This is a genomic window from Streptomyces sp. Ag82_O1-12 (assembly GCF_900182715.1).
GTDB classification, from domain to species: Bacteria; Actinomycetota; Actinomycetes; order Streptomycetales; family Streptomycetaceae; genus Streptomyces; species Streptomyces massasporeus.
On sequence record NZ_FXUW01000001.1, the window covers coordinates 6,014,459 to 6,033,301 of the forward strand.

Sequence of the window (18,843 nt, forward strand, 5' to 3'; positions counted from 1 at the left end):
GCCCCGGTAGAGGACGCATCGAGCCCCGGGGTTTACGGACGAGTCGGACACTTACCGAGAAATTGCCCGTGTCTCACCAAGGCATGACTCTGGCCCGGAACAGAAAAGCTACCGCTTAGTAGTTAGTTCTTGTACTGTTCAGCCATGCCAGAAGCAGCCACCGCCCCGGCCGCCCGGGCCATGATCGGCGACAGCGAGTTCGACCGCGACACCGCGCTCACCCGCCGCGCGCCGGGCGTCTACGACATCGACCTCTCCGCCGGCTGGACGATCATCAGCGCCGTCAACGGCGGCTACCTGCTGGCCGTCCTGGGTCGCGCCCTCGCGGACGCCCTGCCGCACGCCGACCCCTTCACGATCTCGGCGCACTACCTGACCGCGTCCCAGCCCGGCCCCGCGGTCGTCCGCACGGACGTCGTCCGCACCGGCCGCACCCTGTCGACCGGTCAGGCCTCCCTCTTCCAGTACGACGACGAGGGCCGCGAGGTGGAACGCATCCGCGTCCTCGCCTCCTACGGCGACCTGGACACCCTGCCCGACGACGTCCGTACGACCGCCCGGCCGCCCGCGATCCCGCCGCTGGAGCACTGCTTCGGCCCGGAGGACGGACCCGCCCCGGTCGACGGCAGCTCGGCCATCGCCGACCGGCTGATGCTCAAGCTCGACCCGTCGACCCTGGGCTGGGCCCTCGGACAGCCCTCCGGCAAGGGCGAGATGCGCGCCTGGTTCGGCCTCGCGGACGGACGCGACCCCGACCCGCTCTCCCTGCTGCTCGCGGTGGACGCGCTGCCGCCGACCGCCTTCGAGATCGGGCTCAAGGGCTGGGTGCCCACCGTCGAGCTGACCGTGCACGTCCGCTGCCGCCCGGCGCCGGGCCCGCTGCGGGTGTCGATCACCACACGCAACCTCGCCGGCGGCTTCCTGGAGGAGGACGCCGAGGTGTGGGACAGCGCGGACCGGCTGGTCGCGCAGTCCCGGCAGCTGGCGCGGGCCCGGCTGGGCTGAACTTTGCCTCGTTGACAGGCAGGTCATAGGACGGCCCCAAGGGAGGCCTAAGTGGGGTTGGTTGAGTTCACGCCTCAGGACTTCCTCACCCTCCCTGGAGTTGTTTCTCATGAAGCGTGCGCGTCTCCTTCCCGTCGTGGCCCTGCTGGCGCTCTCGCCCCTGGCCCTGGCGGCCTGCGGGTCGGGTGACTCCTCGTCGTCCTCGAACAGCGGCGGCGGGTCCGGGCAGCAGCAGGCCTGCCGGACTCCGTCGGGGGCGGCCTCGGGTGCCCCTTCCGGCGCCCCTTCCGGCGCTCCGTCCGGCGCACCCTCCGGAGCTCCCTCGGGTGCCGCCTCCGCGGGAGCCAAGCCCACGGGCGCACCGTCCGGGGCCCCTTCGGGAATGCCCAGCGGCGCGCCGGGAGGCGGGCAGGGCGGCCAGGGCGGTCCCGGCGGGGGGCAGGGCGGCGGCTGTGGCGGCCCGGGCGGCGGCGGTCAGGCCGCGGGCGGGCAGGGGCAGGGGCAGCAGCCCCAGCAGTCGCAGAAGGAGCAGTAGGCGCAGTGCAGGCCCGGGGGTTCGCCCGGGGTACGGCAGGGGCGGCGCGTCCGGCGAACGGGCGCGCCGCCCCTGCGCGTTCTCACGAGAGTGGATCCGGCGTACGGGGGTGTCGATCCAGCCAGAGTGATGGCGGCCGAGGGTGTCGATCCAGTGATGGCGGCCCAGGGTGTCAATTCAGCCAGTGATGGCGGCCGAGGCCGATCAGCCGCATCTGGCGGGCCGCCAGCTGTGCGACCTGCCGGGTCCGCTCCGGGCGCTCCTCCTCCGGCCCTTCGAGGGCCTCCAGGAACAGTGACGCCGTGCTCAGCATCTGGTCGACGTAGAGATGCGCGAGCATCAGCAGGTCGTCCTCGCTCCAGCCCTCGGACACCGGGTCCTTGGCCAGTTCGTCCTTGACCTCCTGGGCGAACCGGGAGAGTTGCTCCCGTATCGCCTCCCGGACCGGCTGAACTCCGCCATGTCGTTCACGGGCGATGAAGCGGACATGGGCGGGGTACCCGTCGACGTGACGGGCGATCAGGTCGATGGTGCGCGTGACGCGTTCCTCGCGGTCGCCCGTCGTGGACACCGTCGTCCGGATCATCGGGTGCAGGCTGCCCAGCGCCTCCTCGACCAGGGCCACGCCCAGATCCGCCGTGGAGCGGAAGTGGCGGTAGAAGGCGGTCGGGGCGACACCGACGGCGCGGGTGACCTCGCGCAGTCCCAGGCTGCTCAGGCTCTGCTCCTCGAGCAGCACCAGGGCCGCGTCCAGGAGCGCCTGCCGGGTCTTCTGCTTCTGGGCCTGCCGGATGCCGAGGGTGTGACTCATACCATGCAGTTAACAACTGTTCTCTGGAATTGGAAAGTCATGAGAGGCGTTAGACTGGGAAGTCAGTGAACAACTGTAACTACAACCGTTCACCGAAACCTTGGGGGCTGTTACCCGTGCTGTTCATCGTCGCCGCGCTCCTGCTGCTGGGTGTCGTCCTGGGCACCGTCGCGCACGCGCCGCTCACCTTCTCCGTCGCCGTCGGCGCCGTCATCGCCGTCTGGCTCGGCATCTTCGCGCTCCGCGAGCGCGGTCGCCGGCGCCACACCCAGGCCCACTGACACCGACGCCGTCCACCGTCCCTCCGATCCGACTTCGGGAGTCGATCATCATGCAGCTCACCGCTCCGGCCTCGCGCCGCACCGGTATCCGTGACACCGACGGCATGGCCGTCGCGTCCTTCATCCTCGGCCTGCTCGGCCTGCTCGTGCTCAACCTCTTCCTCGGCCCGATCGCCATCGTGCTGGCGAGCGTCGCCCTGTGGCGCGGCACCGAACGCCGCGGACGCGCACTGCTGGGCCTGGGCCTGGGCGTCGCCGACCTGCTGGTCCTCGCGGCCTTCATGGAGTTCGACAGCACCATCTCCTGGAGCTTCTGAGCCGTCGTCGGACAGCCGTCCGCCGGTACGCCGCGGCCGGGCCCGGGGACGACGGGCCGTCGCCGCGCCGCACGGCGGTTCACGTTCGGCCAGCCTTGATCTGAGGCCGGTCGAAGGGGAGCCGTAGAATCGGGCTCACCATGGCTTACCTCGACCACGCCGCGACCACCCCGATGCTCCCGGAGGCGGCAGAGGCACTCACCGCCCAGCTGGGTGCCACCGGCAACGCGTCCTCTCTCCACGCATCCGGCAGGCAGGCCCGCCGCACCGTCGAGGAGGCCCGCGAGACCCTCGCCGAAGCCCTCGGCGCCCGCCCCAGCGAGGTCGTCTTCACCTCGGGCGGCACGGAGGCCGACAACCTGGCCGTCAAGGGCCTTTACTGGTCACGCCGCGACGCCGACCCGGCCCGCACCCGCGTCCTCGCCAGCCCCGTCGAGCACCACGCGGTCCTCGACGCCGTGCACTGGCTCGGCGAACACGAGGGCGCCACCATCGAGTACCTGCCGGTCGACTCCCACGGCCGCGTCCACCCGGACGCCCTGCGCGAGGCGATCGCCCGCAACCCCGACGACGTGGCCCTCGCCACCGTCATGTGGGCGAACAACGAGATCGGGACGATCCTCCCCGTCCGTGAACTCGCCGACGTGGCAGCCGAGTTCGCCGTCCCCCTGCACGCGGACGCCGTCCAGGCCTTCGGCCAAGTCCCCGTGGACTTCGCCGCCTCCGGCCTCGCCGCGATGACCGTGTCCGGCCACAAGATCGGCGGCCCCTACGGCATCGGCGCGCTGATCCTCGGCCGTGAGCACACCCCCGTACCGGTCCTGCACGGCGGCGGCCAGGAGCGCCACGTGCGCTCCGGCACCCTCGACGTGCCCGCCATCGCCTCCTTCGCCGTCGCCGGGCGCCTGGCCGCCGAGCAGCGCGAGTGGTTCGCCCGCGAGATCGGCGCGCTGCGCGACGCCCTCGTCAGCGCGGTCCGTTCGGCCGTCCCGGACGCGATCCTCGGTGGCGACCCGGACCCGGAGGGCCGTCTTCCGGCCAATGCGCACTTCACCTTCCCCGGCTGCGAGGGCGACTCCCTGCTGCTCCTGCTCGACGCCCAGGGCATCGAGTGCTCCACCGGCTCCGCCTGCACCGCCGGCGTCGCCCAGCCCAGCCATGTCCTCCTCGCCACCGGCACGGACCCCGACCTGGCCCGCGGCACCCTGCGCTTCTCCCTGGGCCACACCTCCACCGAGGCCGACATAGAGGCCCTGGCGAAGGCCATCGGCCCTGCGGTGGAGCGGGCGAGGGCGGCGGGACTGACCTGAGCCTGCCGGGGCGGGGGCGGGGGCGGGGCGCGTCGCGAACGGGCCCGTGTCGTCAGGCCGGTGTCGTAGGCACTCGTCGGATCAGGCCGGTGTCGTAGGCGCCCGTCGGATCAGGCCGGTCTCGTACGCGCCCGTCGTACCAGGCGCATGTACTTCTCCCAGTCCCAGTGCCGCCCCGGGTCCGTGTGGTCCGTGCCCGGGACCTCCACGTGACCGATGATGTGCTCGCGGTCGACGGGTATGTCGTAGCGGGCGCAGATCCGGGCCGTCAGACGGGCCGAGGCCTCGTACATCTCGTCCGTGAGGTCCTGCGGGCGTTCCACGAAACCCTCGTGCTCGATGCCGACACTGCGTTCGTTGTAGTCGCGGTTGCCCGCGTGGTAGGCCACGTCCAGCTCGCGGATCATCTGCGTGACACGACCGTCCTGCCGGACGATGTAGTGCGCCGCCGCCTTGTGCCCCGGGTCCTGGAAGGCCTTCACCGCGCTGTCGAAGCTGCCCTGTGTGACATGCACCACGACCATGTCTATGCCGTAGTCGTCGGGGCGGTCCGCGCGCCGCCAGTTCGCGTCCGACGCCGCCACCCAGCGCGCACCCGCGTAGTCGACCTCGCCCTCCTTGCGCGGCTTTTCGACGCCCGGAGTGCGCCACCACAGGCGCGCCAGCTCGTCCCGGGCGAGCACGGCGGAGCCCGCCGCGGCCACCGTCCCGCCGATCAGCAGCGCGCGGCGGCCGACCTTCCGGTCGCCGTCCTTCGAAGCCTTCCGCTCTCCCATGTGATCGTCAACGGATACCCGGCGGCCCTGGTTCCCGCGTCCCCGTACCCTGGAAGGGTTATGACTGACACCCCGCAGCGCCCCCGCCCCCTCCGCGTCCTGGCCGCCATGTCCGGCGGAGTCGACTCCGCCGTCGCCGCCGCCCGCGCGGCCGAAGCGGGCCACGACGTGACCGGCGTCCACCTCGCGCTCTCCGCCAACCCCCAATCCTTCCGGACGGGCGCGCGCGGCTGCTGCACCATCGAGGACTCACGCGACGCCCGCCGGGCCGCGGACGTCATCGGCATCCCGTTCTACGTGTGGGACCTCGCCGACCGCTTCCGCGAGGACGTCGTCGAGGACTTCGTCGCCGAGTACGAGGCCGGCCGCACCCCCAACCCGTGCCTGCGCTGCAACGAGAAGATCAAGTTCGCCGCCCTCCTCGACAAGGCGCTCGCGCTGGGCTTCGACGCCGTCTGCACGGGCCACTACGCCCAGGTGATCGTCCGCGAGGACGGCACCCGCGAACTGCACCGCGCCTCCGACATGGCCAAGGACCAGTCCTACGTCCTCGGCGTGCTGGACGACCGGCAGCTCGCGCACGCGATGTTCCCGCTCGGCGACACCCTCACCACCAAGGACGAGATCCGCGCGGAGGCCGAGCGCAGGGGCCTGGCCGTGGCCAAGAAGCCCGACTCGCACGACATCTGCTTCATCGCCGACGGCGACACCCAGGGCTTCCTCGCGGACCGGCTCGGCCGCTCCGAAGGCGACATCGTCGACGAGTCCGGCGCCAAGCTCGGCACGCACGAGGGCGCGTACGGCTTCACCATCGGCCAGCGCAAGGGCCTGCGCATCGGCACCCCCGCCGCCGACGGCAAGCCGCGCTACGTCCTCGACATCTCGCCGGTGGACAACACGGTGACCGTCGGCCCGGCGTCCGCACTGGACGTCGGCGCCCTGACCGCCGTCAAGCCCCGCTGGTGCGGCGCCGCCCCCACCGGCCCCGGCACCTACACGGCCCAGCTGCGCGCCCACGGCGGCGAGACCGAGGTGACCGCCCACGTCGTCGACGGCACCCTCGAGGTCACCTTCACCGAGCCCGTCCGCGGCGTCGCCCCCGGCCAGGCGATCGTGCTGTACGACGGCACGCGCGTGGTGGGCTCGGCGACCATCGCGTCGACGACCCGGGCGACGGCGGGCGTGGCCTGATCCCGCCGCTGGACCCGGTACCCGATCCCGCCACGAGCACCGGGGCCTGATCCCGCCACGAGCACCGGGACCCGGTCCCGCCACGAGCACCGGGACCTGATCCCGCCGCGGGACCCGGGGGCGGGCTCCACGCGCGCGTGGTCCCGCGCCCCCGGTTCAGTCCCGGCTGAAGAACTCCGTCAGCACCGGCGCCAGCACGTTCGGCTCGACCATGTGCGTCTGCCCCTGGAGCGCGCGGTACGTGCCCTCGGGGACCGAGTCCGCGATGGCCCGGGCCGCCTCGCGCAGCCACGCGGGGCTCTCGTCGCCCGCCGCCGCGAGGACGGGGACGCCGACCGAGCCCAGCCGGGAGCGGGGCACCCGGCCGTCGCGCATCACGGCGTCGTCGTAGGCGAGGCTCGACGCCATCGCCTCCATGCCGGCCCACATGGGGGACTGGCGGGCGCCCTGGATCATCCCCTCGGCTAGGCCCGCCAGCCGCAGGAACAGTTCGACCGCGTCCCCGCGCCGCCCCTCGCCGAGTGCCTCCGTCAGCCGCTCGGTGTACCGCGCCCGCTCCTCGGCGCCCTCCTCGGACATCGCGAACGGCGTCTCGTAGACCGCCACGCGCCGCACCGGCAGCCCGCTCGCCGCCGCCTCCAGGGCCAATGCCCCGCCCGAGGAGATGCCGTACAGGTGCGCTTCGCCGCCCACCGCCTCGATCACCGCGGCCAGGTCCTCGACCTCACGCTCCACGGCGTACGGCGCGGTGTCCGCGCTGTCGCCGCGGCCCCGGCGGTCGTACACCACGGTCTGGAAACGCTCCGAGAGCGACACGGCGAGCGGCGCCAGGGTGCCGCCCGTCGACATCGCGCCGCTCACCAGGACGACCGCGGGACCGCGGCCGGTGCTCTCGTAGGCGATGCGGGTGCCGTCGCGCGAAAGGGTCTTCTTGTCCATGCTCATGCAGACTGCCGCACGCCGCGGTGTTCATCGGTGAAGCGTGCGGCGCGTCAGCCGATCAGAACACTTCCACTTCGTAGAAACACAGGTGGTCCTTGATCTCGGCGACGTCCGGCTTGGGGTCCGGATACGCCCAGACGAGGTCCGCCGCGTCCGGTCGCGACCAGTAGGAGGCGGTGCCCTTGAACGGGCAGTACGTCTGCGTACCGGACGGCGTCAGCAGGTCCAGGCGCACGTCCTCGGGCGGGATGTAGTACCGCTCGGGACAGCCCGTCTCGCGCAACACCAGCGCCCGGTCGCTCTCCGCCAGCACCTGCCCGTCGTGCACCACGCGCACGTGCCCGCCGCCGCGCTCGATGGTGATGCGATGCCCTCTGGTCACGATCGCCCCTCCTCGGGTAGCTGACTCCTGAGGTACAGCGCAGGCTGAAGCGGAGTTCTTCCCTCGCCGCAGGAGGCCCCGATGCGCGCCACGGAACCGGCCGGAAACCGCTCCCGTCTGCTCCACCAGGTCCGGTACGCGCTGCGCCACCCGGAGCGGGTGCCCGCGCACGCCCGGCGCGCGGTGCGGGACGCCTGGCTGCGGCTGCGCCACCCCGACCACATCGCCTACTACCGGGCCGTCATGGCCTCGGACGCGGCCCGCAGCACCGAGGCGGCGGTCGGGCACAACCCCTCGCGCGAGCAGTGGGCGCGGATCGGCCGCATGCAGTTCGACTACCTGGTGGGCCACGGCCTGCGGCCGCAGCACCGGATGCTGGAGATCGGCTGCGGCAACCTGCGTGCCGGGCGCCTGTTCATCGACCACCTCGACACCGGGCACTACTACGGCATCGACATCTCGCCGCACATCCTGCTCGCCGCACAGGACACCCTCGTCGCCGAGAAGCTCCAGCCCAAACTGCCCTACCTGGCGCTCGCCGACGACCTCACCTTCGCCTTCCTGCCCGACGCCCACTTCGACGTCGTGCACGCGCACAGCGTCTTCTCGCACTCACCGCCGCACGTCATCGAGGAGTGCTTCGCCCACGTCGGCCGGATCCTCGCGCCCGGCGGATTCTTCGACTTCACCTTCGACCGCACCGAGGGCGAGGAGCATCAGGTCCTGCACGAGGACTTCTACTACCGGACGCGGACCCTGACCGAGCTCGCGGCCGAGCACGGCCTGGACGCCCGCTTCATGGACGACTGGGAGCGCCTGCCCCACCGGCAGTCCAAAATGCGGGTCACCGTCACGGCGGACCGGGCCCGTACGGTGGGTTCATGAACATCTGTGTCTTCCTGTCCGCCGCCGACCTCGACGAGCGCTACACCCGCCCCGCGCGGGAGTTCGCCAAGCTGCTGGGCAAGGGCGGCCACACGCTCGTGTGGGGCGGCTCCGACGTCGGCCTGATGAAGGTGGTCGCCGACGGAGTGCAGGAGGCGGGCGGCCGGCTGGCCGGCGTCTCCGTTCAGTTCCTCGCGGCCAAGGCCCGCCCGGGCGTCGACGAGATGGTCATCGCCAAGGACCTCGCCGAGCGCAAGAGGCTGCTCCTGGAGAGGGCCGACGCCGTGGTGATCATGGTCGGCGGCACGGGCACGCTCGACGAGGCCACCGAGATCCTGGAACTGAAGAAGCACGGGCACACCGACAAGCCGGTGGTCCTGCTCAACACGGCCGGCTTCTACGACGGTCTCAAGGAGCAGTTCCGCCGCATGGACGCCGAGGGCTTCCTGCCCCGGCCGCTCACCGACCTGGTGTTCTTCGCCGAGGAGCCGGTGGGCGCCCTGGCGTACCTGGAGGAGAGCCGGGGCGTCGCATGATCCGGTTCTGATGCGAGCATGGCGGGCATGGCTACTCATGTGATCACCGGAGCCGGCTCCGGCATCGGCGCGGCCGTGGCCCGCCGCCTGCACGCGCGCGGGGACGAGCTCGTGCTGCACGCGCGCGACGCGGGCCGAGCGAAGGAGCTGGCGGCCGAGTTCCCCGGGGCGCGGACCCTGGTCGGCGACCTCGCCGACCCCGACAAGCTCTCCTGGGCCTTCTCCCACCAGTCGCTGCCGGACCGGGTGGACTCGCTGCTGCACATCGCCGGCGTCGTGGACCTCGGCCCGGTCGGCGAGCTCACCCCGAAGGCCTGGCGCCACCAGCTCAACGTCAACCTGATCGCCCCGGCCGAACTGACCCGACACTTCCTTCCCCAACTGCGCGCCGCCCGCGGCCACGTGCTCTTCGTCAACTCCGGCGCCGGCCTCAACGCCCACGCCGACTGGTCCGCGTACGCCGCCTCCAAGCACGGCCTGAAGGCGCTCGCCGACTCCCTGCGCCACGAGGAGCACGCGGGCGGGGTCCGCGTCACCTCGGTCTACCCCGGCCGCACGGCCAGCCCCATGCAGGCCAAGGTCCACCAGCAGGAGGGCAAGGAGTACGACGCCGCGCGGTGGATCGACCCGGAGTCGGTCGCCACGACGATCGTCATGGCCCTGGACCTGCCCCGGGACGCGGAGGTCAACGACCTGACGGTGCGCCCGGGCGGCTGACCCCGGTGAACCCCCTGCGTAGGCTTCTCCGGTGAGCGAAAACAGCCAGTTCAGGTTCGGCGCGGCCACCGGCGTGGGATCCATGCCGGGCGGCGACGCCCGAGAGGCAGCCAAAACCGTCACCGGCACCTTCGAGGACTTCCCCTTCCTGCCCGAACTGCCCGCCCGGGGACCCGGCGCGGACATGATCGGTCGGACCGCCGGCCTGCTCGTCGAGCTGTACGCGCGCGTGGAGCCCAGCGGATGGCGCCTCGGGGACCGGCCGGGGCGGGACACCAAGCGAGCCCGTTCCTGGCTCCGCGAGGACCTCGACGCGCTGGAGGAGCACACGCAGGAGTACGACGGGCCGCTGAAGGTCCAGGCCGTCGGCCCCTGGACCCTCGCGGCCAACCTGGAGCTGCGGGGCGGCGAGGTCGCCCTCTCCGACCCGGGGGCCTGCCGCGACCTCGCCGCCTCCCTCGCCGAGGGGCTGCGGCTGCATCTCGCCGAGGTGCGGCGGCGGATCCCCCGCGCGCAGCTCGTCCTCCAGCTCGACGAGCCCTCCCTCACCGCCGTCCTGCGCGGGCAGGTGAAGAGCGCCAGCGGCTACCGCACCCACCGGGCCGTCGACCGGCAGCTCGTCGAGCAGACGCTGCGCGACCTCGTCGCAACGCACACCGACGGCCCGGTCGTGGTCCACTCCTGCGCTCCCGACGTGCCGTTCGCGCTGCTCCGCCGGGCGGGCGCGGCCGCCGTCTCCTTCGATTTCTCGCTGCTCACCGAGCGTGACGACGAGGCGATCGGAGAGGCCGTGGAGGGCGGCACCCGGCTCTTCACCGGTGTCGTCCCGTCCGCGGAGGGACCATTGTCAGACCCTGCCGGTAGCGTCATGGGTGTCAGGACGCTGTGGCGCAGGCTGGGGCTGTCTCCGGGGCTTCTCGCGGAGGCGGTCACGGTCACCCCGGCGTGCGGACTCGCGGGGGCCTCCCCGGGGTACGCGCGCACGGCTCTCGCGCACTGCGCCCGGGCGGCGAGATCCCTCGCGGACAACCCAGAGTAACGGGAGGACGACACGGTGGCCGGCGACAAGCAAGCGGAGACGACGACGGTGCCCGCAGAGGCACGGGAGAAGCACGCGCGCCTCGCGGAGCAGATCGAGGAGCACCGCTTCCGCTACTACGTGAAGGACGCTCCCGTCGTCAGCGACGCGGAGTTCGACCAGCTGCTGCGTTCCCTGGAGGCGCTGGAGGAGGAGTACCCGGAGCTGCGCACCCCGGACTCGCCGACCCAGAAGGTCTCCGGCTCCTACGAGACGGAGTTCACGGCGGTCGAGCACCGCCAGCGCATGCTCTCCCTCGACAACACGTTCAACGACGAGGAGATGGCCGCCTGGACGGAGCGCATCGCCAGGGAACTGGGCGAGCAGGACTACCACTTCCTGTGCGAGCTCAAGGTCGACGGCCTCGCCGTGAACCTCACCTACGAGCACGGCCGCCTCACCCGCGCGGCGACCCGCGGCGACGGCCGCACCGGCGAGGACATCACGCCGAACGTCCGGACGATCGCCGAGATTCCGGAGCGCCTCAAGGGCGACCGCGTCCCGGACCTCGTGGAGATCCGCGGCGAGGTCTACTTCCCGATGGAGAAGTTCCAGGAGCTCAACGCCCGTCTGGTCGAGGCCGGCGACAAGCCCTTCGCCAACCCGCGCAACGCGGCGGCCGGTTCACTGCGCCAGAAGGACCCGCGCGTCACCGCCACCCGCCCCCTGCACATGGTGGTCCACGGCATCGGCGCCCTGGAGGGCTTCACCGGCCTGACCCGCCTCTCCCAGGCCTACGACCTGCTGAAGACCTGGGGCCTGCCCACTTCCGGCCACAACCGGGTGGTCGACGGCCTCGACGGCATCCGGGAGTTCATCGCGTACTTCGGCGAGAACCGCCACTCCGTGGAGTGGGAGATCGACGGCGTCGTCGTCAAGCTCGACCAGATCCCCCTCCAGGGCCGCCTCGGCTCCACCTCGCGCGCCCCGCGCTGGGCCATCGCGTACAAGTACGCGCCGGAGGAGGTCAACACCAAGCTCGTCAACATCCGCGTGGGCGTGGGCCGCACCGGCCGGGTCACCCCCTACGCCCAGGTCGAACCGGTCACGGTCGCGGGCTCCGAGGTCGAGTTCGCCACGCTCCACAACCAGGACGTGGTCAAGGCCAAGGGCGTCCTCATCGGGGACACGGTCGTGCTGCGCAAGGCCGGTGACGTCATCCCGGAGATCCTCGGCCCGGTCGCCGACCTGCGCGACGGCAGCGAGCGCGAGTTCGTGATGCCGAGCGAGTGCCCCGAGTGCGGTACGGCGCTGCGGCCGATGAAGGAGGGCGACGTCGACCTGCGCTGCCCGAACGCCCGCACCTGCCCGGCCCAGTTGCGCGAGCGCCTGTTCTACCTGGCGGGCCGCAAGGCGCTGGACATCGAGCACTTCGGATATGTGGCGGCGGCGGCCCTCACCGCCCCGCTGGAGCCGAAGACCCCGCCGCTGGTCGACGAGGGCGACCTGTTCGACCTCACCATCGAGCAGCTGCTGCCCATCAAGGCCTACGTCCTCGACCCGGACAGCGGGCTGCCCAAGCGCGACCCGAAGACCGGCGAGGAGAAGGTCGCCACGATCTTCGCCAACCAGCAGGGCGAGCCCCGCAAGAACGCGGTCGCCATGCTGGAGAACATCGCGGCGGCCAAGGAGCGCCCGCTCGCCCGGGTCATCACCAGCCTGTCGATCCGTCACGTCGGCCCCGTGGCGGCCGAGGCGCTGGCCCGCGAGTTCCGCTCGATCGAGCGCATCGACCAGGCCACCGAGGAGGAGCTGGCGGTCACCGAGGGCGTCGGGCCCACCATCGCCGCCTCCCTGAAGCAGTGGTTCGCCGAGGACTGGCACCGCGACATCATCCGCAAGTGGAAGGCCGCAGGCGTCCGCATGGAGGCCGAGAGCACCGGCGAGGACGAGGGACCGCGCCCCCTCGAAGGCCTCACCGTCGTCGTCACCGGCACCCTCGACCACTTCACGCGGGACGGCGCCAAGGAGGCGCTGCAGAGCCGCGGAGCGAAGGTGACCGGCTCGGTGTCGAAGAAGACGTCGTTCGTCGTGGTGGGTGACAGCCCCGGGTCGAAGTACGACAAGGCGATGCAGCTGAAGGTTCCGGTTCTCAACGAGGACGGTTTCGGCGTCCTGCTGGAGCAGGGACCGGACGCGGCGGCCGAAGTCGCCCTTTCGGCCGAGGAGTAGCGGTTGAAGGCCACCCGTTCGGCGCATACCAGATGCATACGGGTGGCCGGGGCGCATTCGGGCAACCGTCGGCGACCGCTGCCCCTGGAAGCCTTCTGCGGCCTACTGTTGAGAGGTGCGCCTGCCGTGCCCAGCTGCGGTCGGGGCATCGTCGTGCTCGCACAGAGCGCGGGGAAGGGTTTTCGGGCGCGGGCCGTTGAGGGTTGTCGGGCACCGGGCCGCGGGGCGTGGGCACCGCCGGCTGTGAGAGGGACGGGAATGGAACCGACCGAGAGCGCCGTGCCGGGCTCACGGCTGCGCCTGCGCCGCATGGCGGGCACATGGCGTGCAGTCCGTGAGGCCGTGCGGCCGGCGGGGCGTCCGGGTACGGAGGTGCGCGCCGTCGGACAGTACACCCCGGACGGACGTGGCGGTGCGGGACGCGCCACGGACGGCGCCGGAGCACAGCCGATCACCGAACACCCGCCCGGGCTCACCGGCGCGGACGACGCTGACGGGGAACGGCACCAGTCCTGGCCCGCGCTGCCCGCGGCCGTCGTCGCGGCGGCTGGGTTCGTCCTGGGCGCGGGCTTCTACCGCGCCTTCACCGACGGCCACGCGCTCTTCCCGGCGGGCACGGCCGGCTGGTCGCTGGCCGTGCTGACCGGCATCATCGTCGGCCACCTCGTCATGCTGGGCCGCTCCCGCTGGTGGGGCGGCACCGGCTCGGGCGCCGCCCTCACCCTCGCGGTCCTGCTGCTCCACGGCTGGGTTCCGGCCGGCATGGTCAGCCTCACGGTCGTCGTGCTGGTCGGCGTAGCCCGCCGCAACCGCTGGCGCCAAGGTGTGCTGCACGGCGCGGTCGACCTCCTCGGCATCGGCGCCGGCGCGCTCGTGCTGGGCGTCTTCGGCACCGTGCCGTCCGTCGAGTCCCCGGCGGAGCCCGCCGCCTGGACCCTCGCCACCGCACTCCAGGTGGCCCTGGTCGCCGTCGCCTACCTGATGGTCACCCGCGTCCTGCTCTGGTACCTGCACGCCCCGCGCCCCGGACTGCCCACCGTCGCCCGCACCGCACTGGTCAGACAAGGCCTGGTCGCGGTCGCGCTGCTGGGGATCGCGCCGCTGATCTGCGTGGTCGCCGTGGCCAAGCCGATCCTGCTGCCGCTGTTCTCCATTCCGCTGATCGCCCTGGACTCCACCCTGTGGATCGCCCGGGCCCGGGCGGAGGAGCAGCTGCGCGACCCGCTGACCGGTCTGCCCAATCGCCAGTGGCTGCTGGAGCGCATCTGGACCGCGCTGGACGACGCGGAGCGGATCAACGCCCGCGCCGCCCTGATGCTGATCGACCTCGACCGGTTCCGGTCGGTCAACGACACGCTCGGTCATCTCGCCGGTGACCGGCTGCTGCTGCAGATCGCCGACCGGCTGCGGGTGGCGCTGCCGCGCGGCGCGGAGGCCGCCCGGCTCGGCGGGGACGAGTTCGCCGTCTTACTGCCCGTCGCCGACTCCACGACCTCCGCGACCCGGGTCGCCCGCAACCTCGTCGCCGCCCTCAGTTCCCCCCTCGACCTCGACGGCCTCACCCTCGTCCTGGAGGCCAGCGCCGGAGTCGCCGTCTTCCCCGACCACGCCCTGGACGCCGAAGGGCTGCTGCGGCGGGCGGACGTGGCGATGTACCAGGCGAAGCGGGACCGCACCGGCGTCGAGGTCTACGAGTCCAAGCGCGACTCCAACACCCCCGACCGTCTCGGCCTGCTGGGGGATCTGCGCCGCGCCCTGGACGCGCACGAGGTGCATCTGCACTACCAGCCCAAGGTCCGCTTCGACGGTCAGGTGGCGGGCCTGGAGGCCCTGGTCCGCTGGGTGCACCCCGAGCGGGGCAAGGTGCCGCCGGACGAGTTCATAGCGATCGCCGAGTCCTCGGGCCTGATGCCCCACCTCACCGAGTACGTCCTGGAGACGGCGCTCGGCCAGGTCGCGCACTGGCGGGAGCAGGGCCTGTTCGTCCCGGTCGCGGTGAACGTCTCCCCGCGCGATGTGCACACCCCCGGCTTCGCCGGCTCCGTCGCCGCCCGGCTGGCCCGGCACGGCGTCCCGGCGGGAGCGCTCCAACTGGAGATCACGGAGCACGTCCTGCTGGAGGACCCGCAGCGCGCCGCCGACACCCTCAACCAACTGACCGCGCACGGCGTGAAGATGTCCCTCGACGACTTCGGCACGGGCTACTCCTCGCTCGTGCACCTGCGCCGGCTCCCGGTCAGCGAGCTGAAGATCGACCGTTCGTTCGTGGCCCGGCTCGCGGTCGACACCGAGGACGCGGAGATCGTGCGCTGCACGGTCGACCTCGCGCACTCCCTCGGCCTGCTCGTCGTCGCCGAGGGCGTCGAGGACGACGAGACCTGGGAGCGCCTTCGCGACCTCGGCTGCGACGCCGTCCAGGGCTGGCTGGTCGCGGCGGCGATGCCCCCGGAGGAGACCACGGCGTGGCTGCGGGCGCGGGGGCCCCGGGGCTGGCAGCGCCCACGCGCCGCGCTCCCCGCCGCGACGGCCGACGAGTAACCGCACCTCCTGTTCCACTCGCCCGGCCGCTCACTTCCTTCGGCTTCGGCCTCGGTGTCGGCTTAGGCCTCGGTGTCGGTGTCGGTGTCGGCCTCGGCCTCGGCCTCGGTGTCGGCCTCGGCCTCCACTTCCCTCGCCCTCGGCCTCGCCCTCGGGCGAGCGCTCAGTTCGTGCCGGGCGGCACGAAGTGGCCGATCAGCAGCGCCAGTCGCCGCTCGTGTGCCTCCTCGGGCAGCCGGCCGCTGCGCATCAGGGTCACCAGGCCGTGCAGCCCGGCCCAGTACGTCTCCGTCAGCAAGCCCGTGTCCTCGCCGTCGGCCGCGATCGGCAGGACGGCCTGGAGCAGTTCGCCGAAGGCGTCCTGGAGGGCGGGCGGCGCCTCGAGGGTGGCGAAGGGCAGGTCAACGGCGAGCGTGAAGATCACGTCGTAGAGCGCGGGCCGCCGCCGGGCGAAGGCGGTGTACGCGCCGCCCACCGCCGCGAGCGCCTCGCGGGCGCTCCCGGCCGCCGTGCGCGCCGCCCGCAGCTCGTCGGCCAGATCCGCGCAGCCCTGCACCGCCACCGCCGCCATGATCGCGCCCTTGCCCTTGAAGTGGCTGTAGAGGACCGGCTGGCTGTACTCGATCTCCTCGGCGAGCCGGCGCGTGGTCACCGCGTCCCAGCCCTCCGCCTCCGCCAGTTCCCGTGCGGCCGTCACGATCAGCCGCTCGCGCTCCGCTCGTTCGCGCTCCCGGCGCGTCTGGATCGTCATGCCGGAATTCTAGCAGCGCTAGCGTTCCTGTCGACGCTCTGCTAGCTTCGCTCCCATTCCTAGCGCTGCTAGAAGCCCAGACATCGGAGAGAGCCATGACTGTGACCGCGTACACCCTGGCCGTCGTGCTCAATCTGTTCTGCCTGTTCCTCGGCTACCGGTTCCTGTTCCAGCCCGGCTCCGCGGCCGCCGGCTACGGCGTCCCGGCCGACCCCGGCGGCGATGCCGGGGCCTACCTGACGATCAAGGGCCTGCGGGACGGCACCCTCGGGCTGGTCGGCCTGGCGCTGCTCGCCTTCGCGGGGGCCGGAGCCGAGGCCTGGTTCATGCTCGCCGTGGCGCTCGTGCCGCTCGGCGACACCCTGATCGTGCTGCGCAACGGCGGCACGAAGGCGGTCGCCTTCGGAATCCACTTCGCCACCGCCGTCGTCGTGCTGGCCGTCGCCGGACTGCTCTTCGCGGTCTGAGAGGGCCCGAGAGCCTCCGGGGCGGCAAACCGTTTCACGGGCACGGCCCCCCGCCCCATAGGATTGGGCCAAACCACATTCACTCACCCCAGAGGATCGCTGCATGCCTGGCATCACGCGCGAGGAGGTCGCCCACCTCGCCCGGCTGGCGCGTCTGGAGCTGAAGCCCGAAGAGCTCGAGCACTTCGCGGGACAGCTGGACGACATCATCGGCGCGGTCGCACGCGTCAGTGAGGTCGCCGACCAAGACGTACCGCCGACCTCGCACCCGCTCCCGCTGACGAACGTCATGCGGGCGGACGAGGTCCGTCCGTCGCTCACCCCCGAGCAGGCGCTCTCCGGCGCCCCGGCCCAGGAGCAGCAGCGTTTCAAGGTGCCGCAGATCCTGGGGGAGGACTAACAGCCATGACGGACATCATCAAGCTCACGGCCGCCGAGACCGCCGCGAAGATCGCCTCCGGCGAGCTCACCGCGGTGCAGGTCACCGAGGCCCACCTCGCCCGCATCGAGGCCGTCGACGAGAAGGTGCACGCCTTCCTGCACGTCGACCGCGAGGGCGCCCTCGCCCAGGCCCGCGCCGTGGACGACAAGCGCGCCAAGGGCGAGAAGCTCGGCCCGCTGGCCGGCGTGCCCCTCGCGTTGAAGGACATCTTCACCACCGAGGGGATCCCGACCACCGTCGGATCGAAGATCCTCGAGGGCTGGATCCCGCCGTACGACGCGACGCTCACCAAGCGGCTCAAGGCCGCCGACGTCGTGATCCTCGGCAAGACCAACATGGACGAGTTCGCCATGGGGTCCTCCACCGAGAACAGCGCCTACGGCCCGACCGGCAACCCCTGGGACCTCACCAAGATCCCCGGCGGCTCCGGCGGCGGTTCGTCCGCCGCGCTCGCCTCCTTCCAGGCCCCGCTCGCCATCGGCACCGACACCGGCGGCTCCATCCGCCAGCCGGCCTCCGTCACCGGCACGGTCGGTGTGAAGCCGACGTACGGCGCGGTCTCCCGCTACGGCATGGTCGCCTTCTCCAGCTCCCTCGACCAGGGCGGACCCTGCGCCCGCACGGTCCTGGACGCGGCGCTGCTGCACGAGGTCATCGCCGGGCACGACCCGCTCGACTCGACCTCCATCGACGAGCCCGTCCCGGCGGTCGTCGAGGCCGCCCGCAACGGCAGCGTCGAGGGCATGCGCGTCGGCGTCGTCAAGCAGTTCCGCGGCGAGGGCTACCAGGCCGGCGTCATCCAGCGCTTCGACGAGTCCGTCGAGCTGCTGAAGGAACTGGGCGCCGAGATCGTCGAGCTGGACTGCCCGTCCTTCGACCTGGCGCTGTCGGCGTACTACCTGATCGCGCCCTCGGAGTGCTCCTCCAACCTCGCCCGCTTCGACGGCCTGCGCTACGGCCTGCGGACCGGCGACGACGGCACGCACTCCGCCGAGGAGGTCACCTCCCTCACCCGCGAGGCCGGTTTCGGCCCCGAGGTCAAGCGCCGCATCATGCTCGGCACGTACGCCCTGTCGAGCGGTTACTACGACGCCTACTACGGCAGCGCCCAGAAGGTCCGCACGCTCATCAAGCAGGACTTCGACACGGCGTTCGAGCAGGTCGACGTGATCGTCTCCCCGACGACCCCGACCACCGCCTTCCCGATCGGGGAGCGTGCCGACGACCCGATGGCGATGTACCTCGCCGACCTGTGCACCATCCCGACCAACCTGGCGGGCAACGCGGCCATGTCGCTGCCGTGCGGTCTCGCCCCGGAGGACAACCTCCCGGTCGGCCTGCAGATCATCGCCCCCGTCATGAAGGACGACCGCCTGTACAAGGTGGGTGCCGCCGTCGAGGCCGCCTTCGTGGAAAAGTGGGGCCACCCGCTGATCGAGGAGGCTCCGTCGCTGTGAGCGCACTGTCCAAGGCCAAGGGCTTCAAGAAGTCCAAGTCCGGTCTGTACATCTCGATGGCCACGTCGGCGTTCGGCGCCGTCGGTGTCTACAAGCAGATCAAGAAGGCCCGCGGAGACAACGACACGCTGCGGCTGCTCGACGCCGTCGTGACCGGAGCCGCGGTCGTCACCAACCTGGCCATTCTCTACCGCGAGCTGAAGCAGCTGGGCGACGACGACGTCCTGTTGGGCTGAGAGGGAAGTACTCA

At 72.0% G+C, this 18,843-nt stretch carries 21 protein-coding genes; 16 read left to right on the forward strand and 5 right to left on the reverse strand.

All coding sequences use genetic code 11. The features are described from left to right. Positions 1–144 precede the first annotated feature (144 nt). A complete protein-coding gene (locus QOL88_RS27690; RefSeq protein WP_097220826.1) occupies positions 145–1,005 on the forward strand; it encodes a thioesterase family protein in 861 nt (286 codons plus the stop codon). A gap of 109 nt (positions 1,006–1,114) precedes the next feature. After that, the gene (locus tag QOL88_RS27695; RefSeq protein WP_097220828.1) at positions 1,115–1,540 is read left to right on the forward strand and encodes a hypothetical protein; all 426 of its coding nucleotides are present in this window, start codon (positions 1,115–1,117) and stop codon (positions 1,538–1,540) included. A 172-nt stretch (positions 1,541–1,712) separates the two neighbouring features. Here the strand turns inward: QOL88_RS27695 and QOL88_RS27700 are convergent, their stop codons facing one another. Continuing rightward, complete coding sequence (locus QOL88_RS27700; protein WP_097220830.1) at positions 1,713–2,351, reverse strand: TetR family transcriptional regulator; 639 nt, start codon at positions 2,349–2,351, stop codon at positions 1,713–1,715. Positions 2,352–2,467: 116 nt separating this feature from the next. Here QOL88_RS27700 and QOL88_RS27705 point away from each other — a divergent pair, with 116 nt between their 5' ends. The 3 genes from QOL88_RS27705 to QOL88_RS27715 all read left to right on the forward strand — a co-directional run bounded on the left by QOL88_RS27705 (position 2,468) and on the right by QOL88_RS27715 (position 4,259). Then, positions 2,468–2,632, forward strand: a complete 165-nt coding sequence (locus QOL88_RS27705; RefSeq protein WP_031103608.1) for a hypothetical protein — start codon at positions 2,468–2,470, stop codon at positions 2,630–2,632. Positions 2,633–2,682: 50 nt separating this feature from the next. Then, the gene (locus tag QOL88_RS27710) at positions 2,683–2,949 is read left to right on the forward strand and encodes a hypothetical protein (protein WP_031103607.1); all 267 of its coding nucleotides are present in this window, start codon (positions 2,683–2,685) and stop codon (positions 2,947–2,949) included. A gap of 140 nt (positions 2,950–3,089) precedes the next feature. Continuing rightward, complete coding sequence (locus QOL88_RS27715) at positions 3,090–4,259, forward strand: cysteine desulfurase family protein (RefSeq protein ID WP_097220832.1); 1,170 nt, start codon at positions 3,090–3,092, stop codon at positions 4,257–4,259. A 110-nt stretch (positions 4,260–4,369) separates the two neighbouring features. Here the strand turns inward: QOL88_RS27715 and QOL88_RS27720 are convergent, their stop codons facing one another. Continuing rightward, positions 4,370–5,035 carry an N-acetylmuramoyl-L-alanine amidase gene (locus QOL88_RS27720; RefSeq protein WP_097220834.1) on the reverse strand — a complete coding sequence of 222 codons (666 nt, stop codon included), beginning with the start codon at positions 5,033–5,035 and terminating at the stop codon, positions 4,370–4,372. A 60-nt stretch (positions 5,036–5,095) separates the two neighbouring features. Here QOL88_RS27720 and mnmA point away from each other — a divergent pair, with 60 nt between their 5' ends. After that, on the forward strand, positions 5,096–6,226 hold the full coding sequence (mnmA, locus tag QOL88_RS27725) for a tRNA 2-thiouridine(34) synthase MnmA (protein WP_097220836.1): 1,131 nt from the start codon (positions 5,096–5,098) through the stop codon (positions 6,224–6,226). Between the two features lie 156 nt (positions 6,227–6,382). On the opposite strand, the gene QOL88_RS27730 is transcribed toward mnmA, so the two are convergent. Beyond that, positions 6,383–7,165 (reverse strand): alpha/beta fold hydrolase, encoded by a 783-nt coding sequence (locus QOL88_RS27730; RefSeq protein WP_097223212.1) that lies wholly within the window; start codon positions 7,163–7,165, stop codon positions 6,383–6,385. 61 nt (positions 7,166–7,226) lie between these two features. After that, the gene (locus QOL88_RS27735; protein ID WP_097220838.1) at positions 7,227–7,550 is read right to left on the reverse strand and encodes a DUF427 domain-containing protein; all 324 of its coding nucleotides are present in this window, start codon (positions 7,548–7,550) and stop codon (positions 7,227–7,229) included. A gap of 81 nt (positions 7,551–7,631) precedes the next feature. Here QOL88_RS27735 and QOL88_RS27740 point away from each other — a divergent pair, with 81 nt between their 5' ends. From QOL88_RS27740 to QOL88_RS27765, 6 genes are all read left to right on the forward strand, one after another. After that, a complete protein-coding gene (locus QOL88_RS27740; protein ID WP_097220840.1) occupies positions 7,632–8,435 on the forward strand; it encodes a class I SAM-dependent methyltransferase in 804 nt (267 codons plus the stop codon). Next, positions 8,432–8,971 (forward strand): LOG family protein, encoded by a 540-nt coding sequence (locus tag QOL88_RS27745; protein ID WP_097220842.1) that lies wholly within the window; start codon positions 8,432–8,434, stop codon positions 8,969–8,971. Before QOL88_RS27740 ends, QOL88_RS27745 begins: the two co-directional genes overlap by 4 nt. Before the next feature lie 18 nt (positions 8,972–8,989). Continuing rightward, positions 8,990–9,688 (forward strand): SDR family oxidoreductase, encoded by a 699-nt coding sequence (locus QOL88_RS27750; protein ID WP_097220845.1) that lies wholly within the window; start codon positions 8,990–8,992, stop codon positions 9,686–9,688. Between the two features lie 31 nt (positions 9,689–9,719). Next, a complete protein-coding gene (locus tag QOL88_RS27755) occupies positions 9,720–10,727 on the forward strand; it encodes a methionine synthase (protein WP_097220847.1) in 1,008 nt (335 codons plus the stop codon). A 15-nt stretch (positions 10,728–10,742) separates the two neighbouring features. Further along, positions 10,743–12,938 carry an NAD-dependent DNA ligase LigA gene (ligA, locus tag QOL88_RS27760; protein WP_097220849.1) on the forward strand — a complete coding sequence of 732 codons (2,196 nt, stop codon included), beginning with the start codon at positions 10,743–10,745 and terminating at the stop codon, positions 12,936–12,938. A gap of 258 nt (positions 12,939–13,196) precedes the next feature. Further along, positions 13,197–15,476: a putative bifunctional diguanylate cyclase/phosphodiesterase gene (locus QOL88_RS27765; RefSeq protein WP_097220851.1), complete on the forward strand. Its 2,280-nt coding sequence runs from the start codon at positions 13,197–13,199 to the stop codon at positions 15,474–15,476. 163 nt (positions 15,477–15,639) lie between these two features. Here the strand turns inward: QOL88_RS27765 and QOL88_RS27770 are convergent, their stop codons facing one another. Beyond that, on the reverse strand, positions 15,640–16,227 hold the full coding sequence (locus QOL88_RS27770) for a TetR/AcrR family transcriptional regulator (RefSeq protein WP_097220854.1): 588 nt from the start codon (positions 16,225–16,227) through the stop codon (positions 15,640–15,642). Positions 16,228–16,322: 95 nt separating this feature from the next. Between QOL88_RS27770 and QOL88_RS27775 the strand changes: the two genes are divergently transcribed. The 4 genes from QOL88_RS27775 to QOL88_RS27790 all read left to right on the forward strand — a co-directional run bounded on the left by QOL88_RS27775 (position 16,323) and on the right by QOL88_RS27790 (position 18,829). Further along, positions 16,323–16,694, forward strand: coding sequence for a DUF4267 domain-containing protein (locus tag QOL88_RS27775; protein WP_097220857.1), 372 nt, complete (start codon positions 16,323–16,325; stop codon positions 16,692–16,694). 103 nt (positions 16,695–16,797) lie between these two features. Beyond that, positions 16,798–17,094, forward strand: a complete 297-nt coding sequence (gatC, locus tag QOL88_RS27780) for an Asp-tRNA(Asn)/Glu-tRNA(Gln) amidotransferase subunit GatC (protein WP_007384860.1) — start codon at positions 16,798–16,800, stop codon at positions 17,092–17,094. A 5-nt stretch (positions 17,095–17,099) separates the two neighbouring features. After that, complete coding sequence (gene gatA, locus QOL88_RS27785) at positions 17,100–18,593, forward strand: Asp-tRNA(Asn)/Glu-tRNA(Gln) amidotransferase subunit GatA (protein WP_097220859.1); 1,494 nt, start codon at positions 17,100–17,102, stop codon at positions 18,591–18,593. After that, complete coding sequence (locus QOL88_RS27790) at positions 18,590–18,829, forward strand: hypothetical protein (protein WP_030851407.1); 240 nt, start codon at positions 18,590–18,592, stop codon at positions 18,827–18,829. Before gatA ends, QOL88_RS27790 begins: the two co-directional genes overlap by 4 nt. Positions 18,830–18,843 lie beyond the last annotated feature (14 nt).

Coding starts and splice junctions, on each gene's coding strand:
- QOL88_RS27690 (WP_097220826.1), top strand. CDS start 145: ATGCCAGAAGCAGCCACCGCCCCGGCCGCCCGGGCCATGATCGGCGAC.
- QOL88_RS27695 (WP_097220828.1), top strand. CDS start 1,115: ATGAAGCGTGCGCGTCTCCTTCCCGTCGTGGCCCTGCTGGCGCTCTCG.
- QOL88_RS27700 (WP_097220830.1), bottom strand. CDS start 2,351: ATGAGTCACACCCTCGGCATCCGGCAGGCCCAGAAGCAGAAGACCCGG.
- QOL88_RS27710 (WP_031103607.1), top strand. CDS start 2,683: ATGCAGCTCACCGCTCCGGCCTCGCGCCGCACCGGTATCCGTGACACC.
- QOL88_RS27715 (WP_097220832.1), top strand. CDS start 3,090: ATGGCTTACCTCGACCACGCCGCGACCACCCCGATGCTCCCGGAGGCG.
- QOL88_RS27720 (WP_097220834.1), bottom strand. CDS start 5,035: ATGGGAGAGCGGAAGGCTTCGAAGGACGGCGACCGGAAGGTCGGCCGC.
- mnmA (WP_097220836.1), top strand. CDS start 5,096: ATGACTGACACCCCGCAGCGCCCCCGCCCCCTCCGCGTCCTGGCCGCC.
- QOL88_RS27730 (WP_097223212.1), bottom strand. CDS start 7,165: ATGGACAAGAAGACCCTTTCGCGCGACGGCACCCGCATCGCCTACGAG.
- QOL88_RS27740 (WP_097220840.1), top strand. CDS start 7,632: ATGCGCGCCACGGAACCGGCCGGAAACCGCTCCCGTCTGCTCCACCAG.
- QOL88_RS27745 (WP_097220842.1), top strand. CDS start 8,432: ATGAACATCTGTGTCTTCCTGTCCGCCGCCGACCTCGACGAGCGCTAC.
- QOL88_RS27750 (WP_097220845.1), top strand. CDS start 8,990: ATGGCGGGCATGGCTACTCATGTGATCACCGGAGCCGGCTCCGGCATC.
- QOL88_RS27765 (WP_097220851.1), top strand. CDS start 13,197: ATGGAACCGACCGAGAGCGCCGTGCCGGGCTCACGGCTGCGCCTGCGC.
- QOL88_RS27770 (WP_097220854.1), bottom strand. CDS start 16,227: ATGACGATCCAGACGCGCCGGGAGCGCGAACGAGCGGAGCGCGAGCGG.
- QOL88_RS27775 (WP_097220857.1), top strand. CDS start 16,323: ATGACTGTGACCGCGTACACCCTGGCCGTCGTGCTCAATCTGTTCTGC.
- gatC (WP_007384860.1), top strand. CDS start 16,798: ATGCCTGGCATCACGCGCGAGGAGGTCGCCCACCTCGCCCGGCTGGCG.
- gatA (WP_097220859.1), top strand. CDS start 17,100: ATGACGGACATCATCAAGCTCACGGCCGCCGAGACCGCCGCGAAGATC.